The sequence below is a fragment of the Campylobacter concisus genome, from assembly GCF_003048375.1.
In the GTDB taxonomy this organism is placed as follows: domain Bacteria; phylum Campylobacterota; class Campylobacteria; order Campylobacterales; family Campylobacteraceae; genus Campylobacter_A; species Campylobacter_A concisus_T.
The window spans coordinates 72822-90058 of record NZ_CP021643.1; the positions used below are offsets into that span (position 1 = coordinate 72822).

Genomic DNA, 17237 nt, shown 5'->3' on the forward strand with positions numbered 1-17237 from the left:
AACTTTTTGCATCTATTTAAAACCATAAGATAAAAGTAAAATAATTCCAACGATAGCCAGACCAATATCTAACCTAGTAATAGGCAAACGATATCGCTCTGCTAATCCTTCCTCTTCTGATAATGCAGAAAAAATAAATGGTATTTCTCTAAATATCCTATAGCTTTTTTGTCTTATAACAAATTGTAATCTTCTGAACATTTTCACACCTTTCCGCTTTTTAGCAAAACTTATTGTATCAAAAAGAGATATTTTTTATAATACTTTTTATATTTTTCTTATATCCATATATTAAAACTCTAGTATTATATGTAATTTTATATAATACTAGAGCTATGAAATTTATCTAATTGGTGAGTATAATGAGCTTGTCTTGTCTGTAATTGTTTGAGCCATATCTGCCATCGCACCCTCTTTTATACCTATCATTTGATAGAACCAAGAATTGAATTTAATGATACATACAAAGCCCATTATTACATATACTGCTTTCATGATTGCATCGCCCATAGATACAAATGCTAAAACTGTAATCGTTTGCCCAACAGTGGCATCTGGTGTTACAAAAGTTGTTTGAATTATTCCAACTATAAGGGCATATATCATGTTTAAAATTTCTTGACCAAATATATATAGGTAAGTTGATAACACTATTAAAATAGGTGTGATAGACAATACAGCACCTCTTCCAATATAGTGCATTATTGCATCAAACCTTTTAGAAATAACTGCCCAAATAACAACTGCTGGGGATGCGATAAAAAACGTAAGAACTTCAATAAAGTAAAAAGCTATTCTATATATAATCATCAAAGCAATCGCTGAAAAAGTAATGATTTCAAGTAGCCAGTTATATAAAAATACTGAAGTTGTATAAACCAAGAAAGCTTTTCCTATTGATACAGCTACTCCAAGCACTTTTGAAAGAAGAATACCCATCGCTCCAGTTGTCGTAACAAGCAAGGTAGTGCAAATAGTCATTAAGATATCAACAAATCCACCAAAAAACTTATCTATGCCATTATATAGATCAGTAAATTTTGGTAGCATAAAATACAAAGTAGATGGGGTTAATGCTTCTATTAAGTTTTGCTTAGAAAAACCTCTTGTATCATTTTTGGCCTCTTGTGCCTTCACGTCATCACTCGGGCTATTTGTAGTAATGGAGTTGTTATTTACGCTTGCGGCATTTTGATAAGCAACTGCGGCGTCCTTTCTCTCTTCTAATGTTTGTCCCAACAATGACGTTTTATATAGAGTAAAAGATGATGGGACAAGAACAGTGTTGATCCAACCATTTGTCACCTGCATATTTGCCATTCTTTGAGAAACATTGTGCATAGTCTGCGTTGATGTTTTTGCATTTTTTATATCTTTTAAAGAGCTTATCGCTGTCTTTGTAAAATAGTAATCAGCAATGGTATTAGATGAAATTTTACTTATACTTTGCTCTAAAGCTGCACAAGCATCTACTGATATAGTAGTAATATTGTTATTTTTCAATGCTGTTTGTTGTCCATTAGTATAAGATTTCTGGGTTAGGGCCTCTCTCTCTGTTTTTAGAGTTCCAGAAAGAGCCTCTGGCATAATAATACCATCGTAAGCAGTATTTGACTCCGCACCATAAATTGTTTTACAAAAAGCAGAATAAAACTCAACCTCTTTTTGCAAAATCAAAAAATTACGCCTTGTTTCATCAAGCTTTTCCGCATAAGAATCAACTACGTTACCCACCGACATATTATTTACTGATTGTAAATAGATTAGATAAGGGTATAAGGCATAATCGGCAAATTTATTTGCCATCAATGTTCCTTGCTTAACAAAATATTGAATTGCTGTTTGTATTAAAGTCGTTGAATCCAATTTTTCATCTGAATTATTTGCGCCGCCAGTAGTTCGTGAGCCACTATTTAAAACAATGCCTACATCATTATCTGTTCTTGTGTGCAAATAACTACCATTGATAGTTAAATTTGTTGGTATCACTGGAGCAAGAAAAAAGATGGCAGCAGTAGCTGGTGCTATCATCATTTTTTTCCAACCAATATCTTGCCTACTATCATTATCTCCAAAATGATTAAAGCCAAATTGTATAACTTTTGGCGACGCATATATACAAAAACCAATGAAGAATAAAAATAAGACAATCTCCCTTTCAGCTTTTCTAATATTTTCAATAAACGAAATATAAAATCCCCATAGTTTTCCATCCATTATTTTGTCTAATGGAGATACAATTTTTACGTTTTCTTGATCAATAGAAATACCAATCCATTCAGCAACAAAACCAAGGGCTTCTGACATTTTAAATTTTTCTTCTGTGTCTTTTGTAATAATAGCGTTATCTTGAAAATTAGCCTTACCAGATGCTTGATCTATTGCATTAGAAGATTTAAAAACGTCTTCATTAAGTGTCAATGCACCAACAATAAATTCCGAAATAGTGGTGTCATTTCCACTTTTATTGGTCTGAAAGACAATAGGTTTTACTGAATAATCATCTTTTTTAGCTTCAAGGTCTTTTAATATTTTATATAATCCACTATAATCCACTACGAGTTCAGAAATTACACTTGTTTTTGTGTCATAGAAAAAGCCCTTTTGAATTTCAGATAACTTTGTTCTTGAAGAGCCAATATATCTAGCTTCTGCTGAACCATCATTGATGGTTGCAGCTGTAATTGTCGAGATGTTATTTTTTTGCTCATTAATAAATTTTAGATCATCATTTACACACTCAGCAAAACTATATGGAATTCTAAAACCACTTTGTTGCATAACAACGTTTGAAACAGTTACTCCTAAATTTTTTGCATCTGATTGTATCTCTTCTTGTGATTTGCCCTCTTTTAAATTATATTGGCAAACGTATGTTCCTGATTTAAAATCAATATTATCTAAAACAACATCATATTTATCGGCAACTCTTGGGGATAATTGAGGGCAGTTGATTGCATTAAATGTAGCTTGTTTTTGTTTGCTTGAATTTTCATTATATGAATACTCAAAATTAAAAGGCGCGCCAACTCCACGACCCGACCCACATGTAGCTTGTTTGGCGTTAGCTACACATATACATGAAGCCGTGAGCGCAAAGAATAGAAATACTCTTTTTACCAACATCATCTATTTGATCCTTGATTGATATATAAAGGCTGTTGTTGCCCATTGTAATAATAATATTGTTGCGGACCATATTGCGGTGTTGCTGGATATGGTGGCATATTATATTGCTGTTGTGGTGGTATTGGTGGATAATAGCCTTGTGGAGCTATATTTATATCTTGTTGTGTCTGGATACCGCCATCGTAAGGATTTAAAGGCACTTGTTTAGCTACACTTCTACTTGTTCCATTTGAATAAGCAGATGTATTTCCAGTGAAACGTGGTTCATCAGTTTGGATTAAATTATTAGGAGCATAATTAACACCACGCATACCCCTGGAGTTGAAATCAACCTGCATATCGGCAAACATCAAGGTATCTTTGTTGATCTTAAAGCTATAACTTACCCTATCTAAATAGGCATTTCCGATCACGCTCGCTAGTGAGCTAACAAGTTCAACTACTGCACCTGCTATATAGTCACCAGTCTTTGGTTTTTCTGTTTTCGTATCTTGTGTTACAACAATACCACCACCACTTGATTGAACATTTGAGCTTTGACTTGTTCTACTACTTTTAAGTGCGTCTAGGTAATCTTGTGCATATTTTGTTGCAACAGTCGCCGAAGAGATAGCTCCAGCGGCCATAATTTTTTGTATCATGTAGTCATTAACGCTAGTTGCTATGTTGATAGATGTTCTTAATCCGTTCAAGACAACACCTTGCTGAACTTGCATCTTCTTACCATTTATCTCTACATATAGCGGTGTTGCTATAAGAGCTTGTGAAAAAAAGTCAGGTGTAAGCGTGACTGATAGCAGACCTTGTCCATAATCCATAAAATCACAACTTAAGGTAGCATAGCCTGCAATTCTTGCTATTTCAACTTCGTTTCTTAAAGAACAATAGCCTTGCACAAATTTAATATCAGGCTTTATGCTCTGTTCTTTTTCGTTTTGTATAGCAGCTGCCCTTTGAGATGCTCGTTCTGTTTGAGCGGCCATTTCTTGACCATAGAAATCATACCCAGCAGCAATAGGTGCGGCTTGCTGATTGTTTATAGCATTGTTTCTTGGCATTTTTTGATAGGCTTTAAAATGCTCATATACTACTTCAGGGTAGTTAAATTGCCCTTCGTCTTTTTTTTGGTTATTGAGGTCAATTAGAGAGCTTTGCTCGTATGATCGGCTTTCATTTAAACCTTGGCCAGTATTTTTATAGCTTTCATATTCTAGCCCCTGATTAACAGATGATCCAGTTTCATCCGCAATTAAAACTTGTGCTGTTACTATGCTAGTAGCAATAAGTGTGTATATAAATTTACTTTGCATATTTAAAATCCCTTGCTATATCACCAAATACGTTATTTTTAAGTCCTTGCTTAGCAGGCAACTCTTGCTCCTCTAAAGCACCGCCTTTTGCTTGAAAATTCTTTTTGGCTGTTAAAATTTCAGCGATTTTATTCTCGCCATATCTAAGTTTTTGACTAAAGAAATCCGCATTGCCTCTTTCGATCTTATGGATTAGCTCTCTATCTCTATCTATGTTGTCAAACATATAGCCGCTATTAATACCCTTGCCATAAACCATATTTTGCTCATAGGTCTTTGGAGAACAACCAGTGAGAAGTAGTATTGCGCCAGCTATAAGAAATATTCTTTTTTTCATTTTTAGTCCTTTTTACTTTCTAAATTCAGTGCTTGGATAAAAGCCATTAAGGGAATTTACCTTCTGATTTTTTAAACTTCTATCGCCATAGCTATAACTTTGAGAAACATTAAACCTTACATCTTTGTAGTCTATTTGTCCAAAGGCCGCATCTCTTGTTATATAAAAAGTAGTGCCGTTGAGTAAGATTACATCATAATCTCCATCTTTTTTAAAGGCAGATACAATTTTATCACCATTAAGCTGGAAGTATTTTTTAATGACATCCAATGGGTTATATTTGATGTTCCATACATATCGGTAGTTTAGTGACAAATAGTTGTCGTCGATCACATATTTATTGAAAGATCCGTCTTTATAGACTTGCTGAGTATATTTTTGAATAATAATATTAGTGTAAAAGGTATTTTTATTGTTTCTAAATGTGATTAGCATATTACCATTAACAAAATCCTTGCTTGGTTGCAAGAAAAGCAAGTTGTTAGAGAAATTGAAAGTATCCATATCAGAAGACGACTTCACATATACTATTTCTGTTCCTTCTGGAAGAGTTATGGTGGTTATGAAGTGTGGGTGAATATAGATCACGTCCGTATTTTTAAGTTGCTTAACGCTTGCATCGATTAATAAATTTAGATCAAGCGTTTCAGTTAAAATTTTAGAATATCTATCTTTTTTATCGACAACACCTTTGGCAAAGTTATCGTTTATATTTAGCTCAAATCTATCTTTTAGTATTTGAGGGTTTGCATAACGAAGGTTGTCCTGAATTGTTTCTACTGGAATTGCAGGATTGATTGCCTGGATCGGATTTCCATTTTGATCATATTGTTGTTGCTGCTGTTGTTGTTGCGTATTGAACATCTTATCGCTATCGACAGCATAAAGTTGTGTAGCAACAGCTATGGCGATTAGTGTTTTAAGGCTTTTCATTTTGCACTCTCTTGTATCTCTTGAATTTTTAATGTATTTATCAAGAAGTTAATTTTATTGCTATCTATGTTTTTTATCTTTTTTGAATTTTCAAGCAAAAGCTCCAAAATTTCATTGTGTGTTTTTTCTGGATCAATCCCAATATTGTTGCCCACCAAAACTATATTTTTACCCCTGATTACGTCATCTGAAGTTACAGTTTGATTATAAACAACGCTTTTAGATCCTTTGTATTTCTTTAGATCTTCAAAATTTTTTACTTTTTTAAACTCGCCTGCTGGGAGGACATACTCAGTAGTGATTTGTTTCTCTGCAATTTGTTCTGCGTGTAAAGCAGAGGTTGCCAAGATCATCAGTGTTAGAATTTTATTCATCGTCTTCATCATATTGCCTTTTGCCCTTTTTGTTTTGTTTGCCTTTAGTATTTTCTCCAAAGCCACGTTGCTTTCTTAGTTTAAAAGCCTTTTCTTCACTAATCTGATCGCTTTTATAGCAAAACATCATAAGCCCCTGATTGCTATCCAAGCTAAACCACATGATTTGATCTTCTGGATTTTTATAAAGCTCGTATTTCTCTATTAATTTTGGGACTACGATCGCTAAAACCACCCATAGAGCGCAGTAAAAAGCGAATGTGGTAAAAACACCATCAATGCCATAGGTTTTAAAAACTAAAAATACAGTTACCAGTAAATTTAAAAACATCCCAATAAAAAATAAGCCCTTATTCAAACCTAGCTTATAGGTCGCAATATAAAGTATTGCTGTTACAGACATAAAAAGCACAAACTGAGATAATATCCCTGCTCCAAAAAACATACCCCATGAGAAGAATAGCGTTAAAGCAATTAGGGCAAAAACATCCCCCGCAAAAAATAAAAATTTATGTATGCCTTTTAGCTTCTCTAGCTTATTAAGAACTATATTGCTGTTTTTTGTTTCTAAAGTCCATATATTGTCTTCGTGCATTAAGGTCATGTTTATAGCATTATTGGTCTTCCAAAGCGGAATATACGCTATGGTATTTGAGTATATATCTCTAAAGTAGTAATTGTTAATCATATTGCCTCAATCACATTATTTATTTTTTCTATTTTTTTCGAGCTTGTAGCATTCTTGCTCAGCGTATTTACTATAAATGTAAATGTGCTATTGCCGTCGTTGTTCTCAACGCTAAAGTCTTCATCTGCGTTTTGTGAAAGCTCTTTTATTGCCAAAATTTTTCTAAAATTCATAAGCGGCAAATTTGCCTCGTTTTTTGTATTGTATCTTTTAACAAAATTTAAAAAATCAGCTTCCAAGCCTTTGTAGTCAATGTATGCTTGGACTGATTTAAAGTCTTGTAAGGCCACATATCCACCATCAGCAAATGGCATTCTAAAAATCATTTTTTCATCGATGCCAGCCTCTAAAAGCTCGTCTTTAAAGACGTTCGCCATATACTCACCTTGGATGTCTGCATCAAAGCCAATTATAAAATAGACTTTAACTCCATTAGAGTTATTCTCTTTATAGCAATTCATCACATCAATAAAAACATCATTGTCTTTAAGTGAAGTGTTGTTTATATAGCTATCTTTTTGATCACTGCTTTGCTTTACATTTATTGGGATATTAATACAAAAGCTTTGCACACACTCTTTAAGGTTGTGGTTACTGTGTGTGCCGATAAGTGACTCGCTAATTAGTATATAAAGTGTCTTCATAGCTTACAACTTCTCGCAAAATTCTCTTTTTCAATAATCATTGCTTGTGATTGTGGATTAAAAACTACTATGTATCCATTTTGCTCGTAGTAATCAACTGGCAATACTTTGCCTTTATAAAAATTATATATTGGTTCTGTCTTATATGATCCATCAGCTTTTTTGATGAGCTGCGTTCTAATGCCAGATAATGGTCTAAAATCACATTTTGCGCTATTAGTATGAGAGTTAGAAGCAGATTGCGCTTGGGTTTGACTAGATTGTTCAGTTGGAGCTGATGGCTGACTTTGCTCTACAACTACTTTAATAGGTGTAGTTTCTTGACCATTGTCATTAGAGGCTTTAGGAGTAGCTTTTATAATGGTCTTACCCTCTTCCGCCTTTGCTGGGTCAAAGAACAATTTGTCTTGTGTTAAAAAATTGCCACCTTGTGGAAATGCTATTTTAGCATTTAAAGCCTCGTTGCTGACATCTGCAAATTTAATAAAGAAGTTAAGATCCTCTCTCCACACCTCTTTGATTTTAAATTGACATCCACCATGAACAAAGGTATCTCCAACACCATAAATTTTATTTTTATGTTTAAATTGCAATGTTTCTAAATTAAATAACGCTTTTTGCTTGATTGTCTTGACAACACTACCAAGGCATCTTCTATCAAGTTCCTCTTGGGTAGGTTTTGGTTTTTGAGCAACTGCTTTTGGCATTTGTGCCGCTCTAGTGCTAGCTGGGGCAACCCTGGCTGGATGTTTAGCTTTTGGCCTTGGTGCTACTGCTGGTTTTATTTCTTCTACTTTATAGTTAAGAGTATCAGTTTTACCGCTATTAACAATAGGAGTTTCACATTGATTTATATATCTTATCTTCTCTATTGTTACAACTCTAACTGGATTTGACATAAACTGATCATCTTGTGGATTGATTTTTTCTTGCAGGTAGTTATAAAAACCAAATCTATTCTCTTTATTGTGAAGTATGGTGCTTCCGACATTAAAATTATTTAATTTTTCATTTAACTCATGCGCTGGCTGTTCTTGGCTAAAAAATGAAAAAAGAACATATACCTTGCCAGTATCCATATTCTTTAAGACCACTGGTTGAATATTACTCATTTTTTTCCCAATCGATTTGAAGAATACAACCTGCTCTATTGTAGTGCCAGGAGTAACCTCTTTTACTACCAAAATTTTATTGTTTAACTCAGATGAAACATAGTTAGACTTTGCACTATCATTGATCTCTTTCTTTAGCTGAGATACAACATCACTCACGCCCTCTTTGTAGTAGCTATAAGCATTAACTGGCTCAACCATTCTTGGCTGCTCCGCTATTCCAAAGCGGTCATCGTTAAAGTATGCCTGCGATTGTGAAAATGTGGCAAATAATATTGCAATAGATGCCATCATACTAAGCTTAGTTTTCATTTCTTTTCCTGCTGTTTTGTATTATTAGTATCAAGTAAAAAAATAGGATTAACCCTTTCGTCTTTTATGAAATAAATAGGTTCAATTCCGTTTTTTTCATCACCATTTAAAGTTTTTGTGTTATCTAAAAGTTTTTTTGTATCTTGTAGGATTTGGATTTTTTCAGGACTTAATTTATCCAAACTGCTAGAAGAAATTATCTCTTTTATCTCTTTTGCACTTAGCTTGCTTCTTAGTAACTGTGCTGTTCTTAGCGATAAGCTATCATCTGCATTTACAAAGATTAGAGAAATTTTATATTTCTTTATTAGATCCTTGTAGCCATCTTGAATAAATAAAAAGTTGAATTCTTTGCTGTTAGGGCTTAGGACTATAAACAAATTCTCTTTTTGCTCATTTGCTCCGTCTGTCAGTGCAATAGCAAATTTTGAAAGCTCTTTTAGCACCTCTGATGAAATGATATTTAATTTTCTTTTAAGCAATATACTTTCATCAAAAGTATCGTTTTTAATACCATTTTGTAGTAGATCACCGCCAATTATTATGGCATCATCGCTAATGGCATATACGATAGAGAGATCATTAGTAGTTGTATTTTTATAAGCAATTTGTAAAATAGTATTGTTTTGGGTTAGAGGTTTGACATCAACAATAGAAATATTTTCTGAAACTATATTGTTCTTAGCAAGAACACCTTCTGCTATATTTATGTAGGTTTGCTTATCTAAATTAGCATAACAAAAAGTAGCTACCAACAAAATACTTGCCGCAATGTTTTTTCTAATCATCTTTTTCTTCTTATTTCTTAAATTAATATTAAAAGAGAGAATACGAAATTCTCTCTTTTTTGAACGGATTATTGGAAAATAAGTTTCCAGAAATCTGTTACAAATATTCTCCAACCAGCTGAGAATTCTGTTTGCCCTGCAAAAACAAGACCAAAAATGCCATACAGAATGAACATAATAATAATTCCAGCAATGAACGCTGCAACTATCTTAGCGTAGCGTGAGGCTTTCGGTTCCGTCTGGCCCCCTGCTTGTTCGTCCTTTTGCTCAAGATAGTCTTTTACCTTGTAAGCAATACCTATGGCAATGGCGAATGGTAGGATACCAAATACCCATTTCCACCCCTTAATTGCGTTCACGAAGGTCGTTCTGCCTTCTTCGCCAGCTGTGTTAAGCTCTTTTAAGCCCTCTCCAGCATCTGCAAGCGCATTTGGTGCAAAAACGCATAGCATTAAAACTGCAAAACCAAACATAAAAAAATTATTATTACGTTTGATAAACGAACTGATTTTTCCCATTTTTCCTCCTAGTTTGAGTTTAAATCGGCGCCATTATAACACAAAATGTTTAAAAGATATAGAAAAAACATTTTTTTAACTTTTATTTTAATTTTTTCGTTTTTTAATTTTAAAAATGCTACAATCGCTCCCAAAGATTAAATTTCAAAACGAGAGTTGGACAATGGCAAAAGGTAATATAGATAAAATTGACTTCAGTGGAATGAGCGAAGGCATAGAGATATCTGCCCCTAAAAAGAAAAAGAAAAAAGGCGGAAAAACACTATGGATAGTGATTATTGCTGTTATTGCATTTGGTATCTTTGCACAAATGAAATTAAATTCAGTGGAAGAAAATCAAGAGCAAGAGCAAAAACCACAACAAGCACAACAAACTCCACAAACCCAAGAAAAAGCTTCTTCTGATGAACTACCAGTTAAAAAAAGTAGCACTGAAGCTAATGAAACTGGGATTTCAAAGAACATACCAGAGGACTATCCTAAAAATGAGATCAACGATAAATCTTCTAGTGATGGGCAAGAAGCTCTTGATAAGCAAAAAGAGCAAATAGTAGCAAATATTCAAAAAGATATGGGTAACAATAGCTCTAGCGCTAGCAGTGAAAAAGATCTTAGTCAAGACGAGCTTAGTTGGAAACGTAGAACCGCATCTTTTTTTAACAATGAACAAGAAATGCAGTTTATCTTGGACGCTGAAGTGCCTTCGGTGATTGCTAATAATTTCAAACAAGAAGCGCAAAACCAATATAGGATAGCTGGCACTGATGCAAAAATTTCTAACATCTCTTTTACTATCCCTAAGAACAAAAGCGACTTCTTGTCTATAAAGTTTATAGTAGAAAGCATAGGCACACCAGTAACATATAGAATAGAGAAATTCTACCCATTTAGTAAATATGCAAAATTAAATTTCTTTGATGACGCAGTGGTAAAAACTGTTAAAGGTGAAGAGATCATTGTTGTAGAAGGCGAAAATTTATACCCATATATTAAGATTAAAAAGATTGGCAAAGATGCACAAGGTGTTTTTGCAATACTAGAAATAAATCAGAGCAAATTTAATGCTGAGAGCTTTACATACGAATATCGTCCAGGAAACTAAAAATGCAATTAGATGTAATAAATACCCCCATAATATTTACAGCTTTAATCGCGGGCTTAATCTCTATGGTTATCTTGCTTTACCCAGTTGTTGCGTATATAAAAGAGTTTGGCAAGATAAACCAAACTGGTAAGAGCTATATAGAGATTTTTTCAAAAGTCTTTGGTATTCAGTTTTCGCTTTTGCTATTTATTACGGCATTTGCTTGGTTGGTAAATGTGTCTGTTGGCACAAAAGCCCCACTAGCCAATTATAGTATTAAATATGGCACCGCCCTATTTTATGGTTACTTTAACCCAGCAAATGGTTCTTTTTCTGAACCAGTTGTTCAAAATGGTAGTGGCTTTTGGACAATATGGGGGAAACTTGGCGATAAGGGTGTCAATACATATAATAATCTTGCAAACAATACAACATCCACTGGACAGACAAAAGTAGTCGCGGCCAGTATTGTGATCATTAATATGATGACTGTTGTTATATGGGTAGCCCTATTTATCTATCCGCCATTTTGTCTTCTCTTGCCAGTATTTATGATGATGCGGCAATCCCAACAGGGTAAGACATGGAATTATGCTGAAAAGGCGTGGTTTTGTATTGTCTTTATAGTGGGCATGGTTCTTTTGGGTTGGCTACATAGCAAAATTGCTTCATTATTCGTTGTTTTACAACTAGAAAATGGCTCATTTGATTTCTGGAAGCAAATGCAGTCTATCTGGTCTGGCATATTCAAAAATTAGGATTTCGCTATGCAAGAAAACAATAAAAATACCAGCGATGTGGTAGAAAATTTTTTATACAATATACAGCTAAATAGAAAGGTTAGCTTTTTTCAGTATATTTTATCCTTTAAGATCATGATCATAATGCTAGTGTCTGCTCTGATAATTTTTATATTTGGCGAACAAGTAGTATTGTATGTCTTGCTTGGAGCTTACGGTCTTATCTACTGGTTATATAGGCAAGATAAACTAAATTTCATATTTAAAATTTCAAAAGAAGCTGATAAAACTATTTTTAGTTTTCTTTCAAAAAATACCAAGCGAGTATATAAAGAACACAAGCATATTTTAATGTTAGATGCTCTTTTCTCAGAGTTATTTTTTGCAGAGAAAGAGCCTAAAAAGAAAAAAGACAAAAGGGTTAAAAAATGAAAAAGGCACTTATTATTTTATGCGGAGCTGCCATTTGTAGCAGTCTATATGCCAAAGATGTTACTGACCCAAAAGGGAGAAGTTACAGAGATCCTAAACTATCGTTATTTGATAACACCATCGTATCTCGTAATATGTTGGGTATTTTAGCCATCACGCAAGGAACTGCAACCAGAACTGAGCCAGATCTACTTTTTAAGCAAAAAGAAGCTGCTTTTTATCAAAAACAAACCAATGATGCGACAAAGACACTAGATTTTCAACTTCTTAATAATAGTTTAAAAATACTCAACGCTGAACAAAAAATATTTGATGTAAAAAAATAAAATTTTGCATAACAAAATGTATTGAAAAATGCTTTTTTAAATGTTAGAATTTTTTTAAAACCACCTAAAAGGACAAGAAAAAAGATGAAAAAAGAGATATTACTAGGCAGTCTGCTTGCATTTGGCACTTGTGCATTTGCAATAGATGAGAACAATATAAGCAAAGAGATAGATGCTTTAAATATTGCCAACAAAACAGAATTTAAAAAGAATTTCACAAAACTCTTAAAGGAGTTTCCAGACAATGTTAATCTTGGAAATTTCACTCAACTAAAAAATGCTGGCACTATATTGCTTACCGTTACAACAGCCGATGGAACAAATATACCAGCATTTGTAGCACAAGATGGCAAGATGATTAATGGTCTTGGTGCATTATTTGTTGCTGATGACGAAACAAGCTTAGAGATCAAAGACTATATCGTAGAAGTAACAAAAAACAACAAAAAGGAAAATCTTGAAGATGAGGCTGCAAATGCCAAGTTAGAAAAGGTAGTCGGTGCTATCCCAGAAGAATATGTGCTTGAATTTAACCACAAAGATAGCAAGCAATATGCCATTGTTTTAACTGATCCAGAATGTCCGTTTTGCAGAAGACATCTAGCTTATGAATTGCCTGAGCTAGTAAAACAGATGAATGTAAAAGTCTATTTTACGCCAGTTCATCCAGACTCGTCATTTGTAAAATCTATGCTGATACTAAGCGAGGGACGTGGAAAAAGTAATGATGAAAAATTAAAAATCATGAATAAATACTATGATGAAAATGCTAAGGTGAGTGCCGAGCAAGAAAAGATTGATATTTCAAAACTAAAAGTTTATAGGGATGTGATCTTGACTGAAAGCGGTATCCGTGGAGTGCCTCACACTTCTGTTTATGATAAAAAATAAGAGTTAAGGAGAATAAGATGAGCGATAATATTTTTGCCAACATGGATTGGGGTGATGGACTTGATAACGACTACGATGAAGTAGAGCATAATTGGGATCTATACAAACAAAAATATGGACTTAAAGGTTATTGCCCCGTCTATTTAGATAACTTAGAATACAACTGGGAGCTTGCTAAGCTCCAGTGGGATAAAAATAAGACCAAGAGCGAGATTGTCACCAGAGAGTATGAAGGTGTCTTTATCGTCTATGATAACCCTGATGGCGATTTTTTAAAGAACATAGATCGAGCAAAAAAAGAATTCCCTACTCGTAAATTTATACTAAAAACTTGGGATGACAAAAAATATTACTTTGTGGATCTTGATGCAGAAGGCGATGAAATTTTACAGACAAACTTTGAAGGATATGGTGAAAAGAATACTCTTATTCAGTTACTGCTGTTTCATAAATACATAGAGAAACTACCTGATTGGGAGAAATATAAACGTGTAAAATATATGCAACAGCTTGAATATTATGCTATGCAGTCACAAAGCGTTCCTTTTGGAGAATACTTGGAGGCTGATGAAGAGCCTGAGCAGGTAGATTAATGCAAGATATTGAGCCATATTCATATATTGAAAGCATAATAAAAAAGATTAATTCGCCCCAGGCAATAGAAGATGCTTACAATAGCACAATCAAAAGCTCTGATAACCCTGATGTAATAGACGGCAATGAGGTAAGAGAAGCTATTGCTATAAAGCGATTTTTACAAAGTCGTCACATAGCAACGCTTATGGCCATTGATGTTTTTATGCGATCAATAGATAATAAAACTGGCCACTCTAAGCCATTGTTTTTGCCAGCTGAGATAGTCAGCGTATTATATTTGCAATATGAATACTCTAAAATAATTTTAGATACCAAACGAACTGAAGAAATTTTTGGAGTTACTGAGGGAGATGATGTTTTTGAAAAGCATTTTAAGGACTTTGTGCTAAAAATACTGCGTGAAATTTCCTATACTACGAAGCCTGAAGATATTCAGTTCTTGATAAATTATCCATACAATATAGATGATGTCTTTGAAGCAATGAATGAGAATGTGGATAGCATCAACTCCATATACATGCTAGATATTGCCTTAGATTTTTTAAAAAATAAATTTCGTGAAGCAAATGATGAGCAAGAGAAGAGAGAGATTGCAGAAAATATCAAAGAATTTGACTACTGCCTAAAGCAGCTCAAAGCCGACACTGCCCAAGTTGGTGATCTATTGAGTAAATTTAAGGCTAAACAATGATCAAGTGGCTATTGGGGCTATTTTTTGTTGCAACTCTCTTGTTTGGCAAAAATCCTGCTTTTGTCCAAGAGGTTTATAATCAAGCGCAATTTTTGGACTCCAAATTTAATATTGATAGAAAGATAATTCTAGCCTATGTCAAAACAGAAAGCGATTTTAACCCCTACCCTATTCTTTTAAAAACAAGAAATACAGCTAGGGCTAAGCTGGCCTTTGATGGATTAAAAATAAAGTGCAAGGCCAATGAGCCATATTTGGCCATATATCCAATTAATGTTGTTGAGGCTGAATTTGCATATGACATAATTCAAAACAACTATGATTTTTTACAAGTGTTAGACTACGATTTTGGCATTATGCAATTAAATACCAGGACAATTAAGGGCTATGGAGCTAATGAAAAAGAGCTTTATTTGGACTACAAAAAGAATATGCTTTTTGGCGCTGATATCATACGTGGCTGCTATACAATGCTAAAAAGCAAAACTCATATCTCAAATATCTTAGAGTGCTACAATAGAGGTGTTAGCATATCTCACTTAAACAGATCTCCTAGAACCTATTTGGCAAGATTTTTAGAAAATTACAAAAGTATAAAGTAGCCTATTTTATTAGCTTTTAAGTGCTTATAAAATACTATTGAAACGTTTCATTCCGATAAGGATGAATATAAGTTTTTTTCACTGTTGTAGGCATAGTGAGATCTTGGTCGGCCTCTCTATGCCTCTTTCAATCAATAACCGCCTGCTACGCAGTTTAAGCTATTTGCCTCTTCATCAAATATATATATTCTTCCATGATCGGAGTATTTGTGAGCATCTTCGATATGGTTATAAAAATACTCAATGGCTTCATTGAAATTTAGACCTGCATAGCCATCACGATGGTCCCCTCTTAGGATAAGAAATTGACCAGTTTCATTAACATATAACGCTGTTGTGTCGCAACCATAATCTGAAACCGAAAATCGTGAATTACTATATGAGATGTAAAATTCCTCTGCTTCATTACTAATAACATTATTATTAATTAGCCCCATTGCTTCTAGCTCATAACGTGGCAATGTTGCCATAACTCTATCTAAATCATTCATTATTTCCCCTTTTTACTTGTCTTTAAGTGTTTATATTGGATAATTCTTGTCCCCACACTGGGGGTGACATATAGAAAAGAGCTGTGGTTGGCTCTTTTCTCTTATTTTTGCTAGTGCAGAAGATCTTTTATTTGTTTAAACAAAAATCCTTTTTTTACATACCATGTGTTGTCTATGAAATAATAGTGATTAATATCAGGATCTCTCCTGCATGTTTCATTAAATTTCTTTGTTTTTTTCACAACAAGATCATCTGAATTATCATCGTAATAGCAAAAACAATCATTTATGTCTTTACCAATTCTTTCAAGTGTTCCAAGCGAGATAAGCTCTCTCGCCTTTCTATACATTTTAAACCCAGAGGTAAGTATTTTACCCATCTTAACTACACCCTGATCTTCTTTGACTTCCACGCCACAAAAAACACCAGTTGGATTTTTTACCCAAATCATACAATTTTGCATCATATCCTCCTATGCTGCCTTTAAACAAACTTCATTGTAGAAGAAATTTACAAATCTATTCATCTTAGGGATGATAAATTTTGCAAAGTCGTTTTGTATATTCATGGCCTTTGCAGGATCACCTATTACATCAAAATATAAATGATCTATAAAATAGACCCTAATTTCATTAGCCAGCTTGGCCGCCTCGTCGCAAAGGGCCTCATCAGTCTTATAATCAGTGATTTTTAGCTGCTCTATATTATCAAGACACTCAGAAAATGCCTCAAAGTATCTTTTATTGATCTTATAAAGTTTTACCCCATCTATCATTAATAAGGTATCCCTGATCTCAGTCAGATCAGAATATGTTTTGCTTTTAGTTCTCATTTTCTTTCCTTTTATAAAACACCAAAAATGTTTAAAAATTTAATAAACGGATTTTTTGGCATCTTTGCTTTTGGCTCTAAATTTTGAGCTATTATTCTTTTTAGTTTTGTTGCCTGAGTAACAACTTTGCCTTTTGACTCCAGTTCGCTTATGCGTTTTTGATATTTTTCTAAGTCAGTCATTTTTTACCCATTTCTTAAACTTTTATTGCGATTGTAATATGTTTAAAATTAATAATAACTTAAATTATCTACTATTTAAGATAAATATATGTTTTTTTGTAAAAAATAGTATAAATATAGGATTTTTTATTTAAATATATATAAATTATATTTGTTTTTATATTAAATAAAATAAAAAAACTATTAATTAAATAATAATAAATATAAAAACAATAACTTTATT

Annotated in this window: 23 protein-coding genes; 8 read left to right on the forward strand and 15 right to left on the reverse strand. The window is 33.4% G+C overall.

What is annotated here, in order from left to right:
- Positions 1-12 precede the first annotated feature (12 nt).
- The 11 genes from CCS77_RS10070 to CCS77_RS10120 all read right to left on the reverse strand — a co-directional run bounded on the left by CCS77_RS10070 (position 13) and on the right by CCS77_RS10120 (position 10145).
- On the reverse strand, positions 13-201 hold the full coding sequence (locus CCS77_RS10070; protein ID WP_107917384.1) for a hypothetical protein: 189 nt from the start codon (positions 199-201) through the stop codon (positions 13-15).
- Positions 202-342: 141 nt separating this feature from the next.
- Positions 343-3129 carry a hypothetical protein gene (locus tag CCS77_RS10075; RefSeq protein ID WP_107917385.1) on the reverse strand — a complete coding sequence of 929 codons (2787 nt, stop codon included), beginning with the start codon at positions 3127-3129 and terminating at the stop codon, positions 343-345.
- Positions 3126-4439, reverse strand: a complete 1314-nt coding sequence (locus CCS77_RS10080; RefSeq protein WP_103642888.1) for a hypothetical protein — start codon at positions 4437-4439, stop codon at positions 3126-3128. Before CCS77_RS10080 ends, CCS77_RS10075 begins: the two co-directional genes overlap by 4 nt.
- Complete coding sequence (locus CCS77_RS10085; protein ID WP_103592882.1) at positions 4429-4776, reverse strand: lipoprotein; 348 nt, start codon at positions 4774-4776, stop codon at positions 4429-4431. Before CCS77_RS10085 ends, CCS77_RS10080 begins: the two co-directional genes overlap by 11 nt.
- A 12-nt stretch (positions 4777-4788) precedes the next feature.
- Entirely contained in the window at positions 4789-5709 is a 921-nt protein-coding gene (locus CCS77_RS10090) for a hypothetical protein (RefSeq protein ID WP_107917386.1), read from the reverse strand.
- Positions 5706-6092: a hypothetical protein gene (locus tag CCS77_RS10095; protein WP_107917387.1), complete on the reverse strand. Its 387-nt coding sequence runs from the start codon at positions 6090-6092 to the stop codon at positions 5706-5708. Before CCS77_RS10095 ends, CCS77_RS10090 begins: the two co-directional genes overlap by 4 nt.
- Entirely contained in the window at positions 6076-6528 is a 453-nt protein-coding gene (locus CCS77_RS10100; RefSeq protein ID WP_152025750.1) for a hypothetical protein, read from the reverse strand. The genes CCS77_RS10095 and CCS77_RS10100 overlap by 17 nt, the downstream gene beginning before the upstream one ends.
- Positions 6529-6767: 239 nt before the next feature.
- Positions 6768-7415 carry a hypothetical protein gene (locus CCS77_RS10105; protein WP_107917389.1) on the reverse strand — a complete coding sequence of 216 codons (648 nt, stop codon included), beginning with the start codon at positions 7413-7415 and terminating at the stop codon, positions 6768-6770.
- Complete coding sequence (locus CCS77_RS10110) at positions 7412-8839, reverse strand: hypothetical protein (RefSeq protein WP_107917390.1); 1428 nt, start codon at positions 8837-8839, stop codon at positions 7412-7414. The genes CCS77_RS10105 and CCS77_RS10110 overlap by 4 nt, the downstream gene beginning before the upstream one ends.
- Positions 8836-9627, reverse strand: a complete 792-nt coding sequence (locus CCS77_RS10115; RefSeq protein WP_107917391.1) for a hypothetical protein — start codon at positions 9625-9627, stop codon at positions 8836-8838. The genes CCS77_RS10110 and CCS77_RS10115 overlap by 4 nt, the downstream gene beginning before the upstream one ends.
- 68 nt (positions 9628-9695) lie before the next feature.
- Positions 9696-10145 (reverse strand): hypothetical protein, encoded by a 450-nt coding sequence (locus CCS77_RS10120; RefSeq protein WP_107917392.1) that lies wholly within the window; start codon positions 10143-10145, stop codon positions 9696-9698.
- A 163-nt stretch (positions 10146-10308) separates the two neighbouring features.
- Here CCS77_RS10120 and CCS77_RS10125 point away from each other — a divergent pair, with 163 nt between their 5' ends.
- The 8 genes from CCS77_RS10125 to CCS77_RS10160 all read left to right on the forward strand — a co-directional run bounded on the left by CCS77_RS10125 (position 10309) and on the right by CCS77_RS10160 (position 15508).
- On the forward strand, positions 10309-11247 hold the full coding sequence (locus CCS77_RS10125; RefSeq protein WP_107917393.1) for a hypothetical protein: 939 nt from the start codon (positions 10309-10311) through the stop codon (positions 11245-11247).
- A 2-nt stretch (positions 11248-11249) separates the two neighbouring features.
- Positions 11250-11987: a hypothetical protein gene (locus CCS77_RS10130; RefSeq protein ID WP_103642881.1), complete on the forward strand. Its 738-nt coding sequence runs from the start codon at positions 11250-11252 to the stop codon at positions 11985-11987.
- A 9-nt stretch (positions 11988-11996) separates the two neighbouring features.
- Positions 11997-12401, forward strand: a complete 405-nt coding sequence (locus CCS77_RS10135) for a hypothetical protein (protein WP_107917394.1) — start codon at positions 11997-11999, stop codon at positions 12399-12401.
- Positions 12398-12727: a hypothetical protein gene (locus CCS77_RS10140; protein WP_107917395.1), complete on the forward strand. Its 330-nt coding sequence runs from the start codon at positions 12398-12400 to the stop codon at positions 12725-12727. The genes CCS77_RS10135 and CCS77_RS10140 overlap by 4 nt, the downstream gene beginning before the upstream one ends.
- An 84-nt stretch (positions 12728-12811) precedes the next feature.
- Positions 12812-13618, forward strand: a complete 807-nt coding sequence (locus CCS77_RS10145; protein WP_107917396.1) for a hypothetical protein — start codon at positions 12812-12814, stop codon at positions 13616-13618.
- Between the two features lie 17 nt (positions 13619-13635).
- Positions 13636-14211 (forward strand): hypothetical protein, encoded by a 576-nt coding sequence (locus tag CCS77_RS10150; protein WP_107917397.1) that lies wholly within the window; start codon positions 13636-13638, stop codon positions 14209-14211.
- A complete protein-coding gene (locus CCS77_RS10155) occupies positions 14211-14906 on the forward strand; it encodes a hypothetical protein (protein ID WP_107917398.1) in 696 nt (231 codons plus the stop codon). Before CCS77_RS10150 ends, CCS77_RS10155 begins: the two co-directional genes overlap by 1 nt.
- Positions 14903-15508: a transglycosylase SLT domain-containing protein gene (locus tag CCS77_RS10160; RefSeq protein WP_107917399.1), complete on the forward strand. Its 606-nt coding sequence runs from the start codon at positions 14903-14905 to the stop codon at positions 15506-15508. Before CCS77_RS10155 ends, CCS77_RS10160 begins: the two co-directional genes overlap by 4 nt.
- A 131-nt stretch (positions 15509-15639) precedes the next feature.
- Here the strand turns inward: CCS77_RS10160 and CCS77_RS10165 are convergent, their stop codons facing one another.
- From CCS77_RS10165 to CCS77_RS10425, 4 genes are all read right to left on the reverse strand, one after another.
- A complete protein-coding gene (locus CCS77_RS10165) occupies positions 15640-15999 on the reverse strand; it encodes a hypothetical protein (RefSeq protein WP_107917400.1) in 360 nt (119 codons plus the stop codon).
- A 110-nt stretch (positions 16000-16109) separates the two neighbouring features.
- Positions 16110-16463, reverse strand: coding sequence for a hypothetical protein (locus CCS77_RS10170; RefSeq protein ID WP_107917401.1), 354 nt, complete (start codon positions 16461-16463; stop codon positions 16110-16112).
- A gap of 9 nt (positions 16464-16472) precedes the next feature.
- Positions 16473-16832, reverse strand: coding sequence for a hypothetical protein (locus CCS77_RS10175; protein ID WP_107917402.1), 360 nt, complete (start codon positions 16830-16832; stop codon positions 16473-16475).
- A gap of 11 nt (positions 16833-16843) precedes the next feature.
- Complete coding sequence (locus tag CCS77_RS10425) at positions 16844-17014, reverse strand: hypothetical protein (RefSeq protein WP_161545288.1); 171 nt, start codon at positions 17012-17014, stop codon at positions 16844-16846.
- Between the last annotated feature and the right edge of the window lie 223 nt (positions 17015-17237).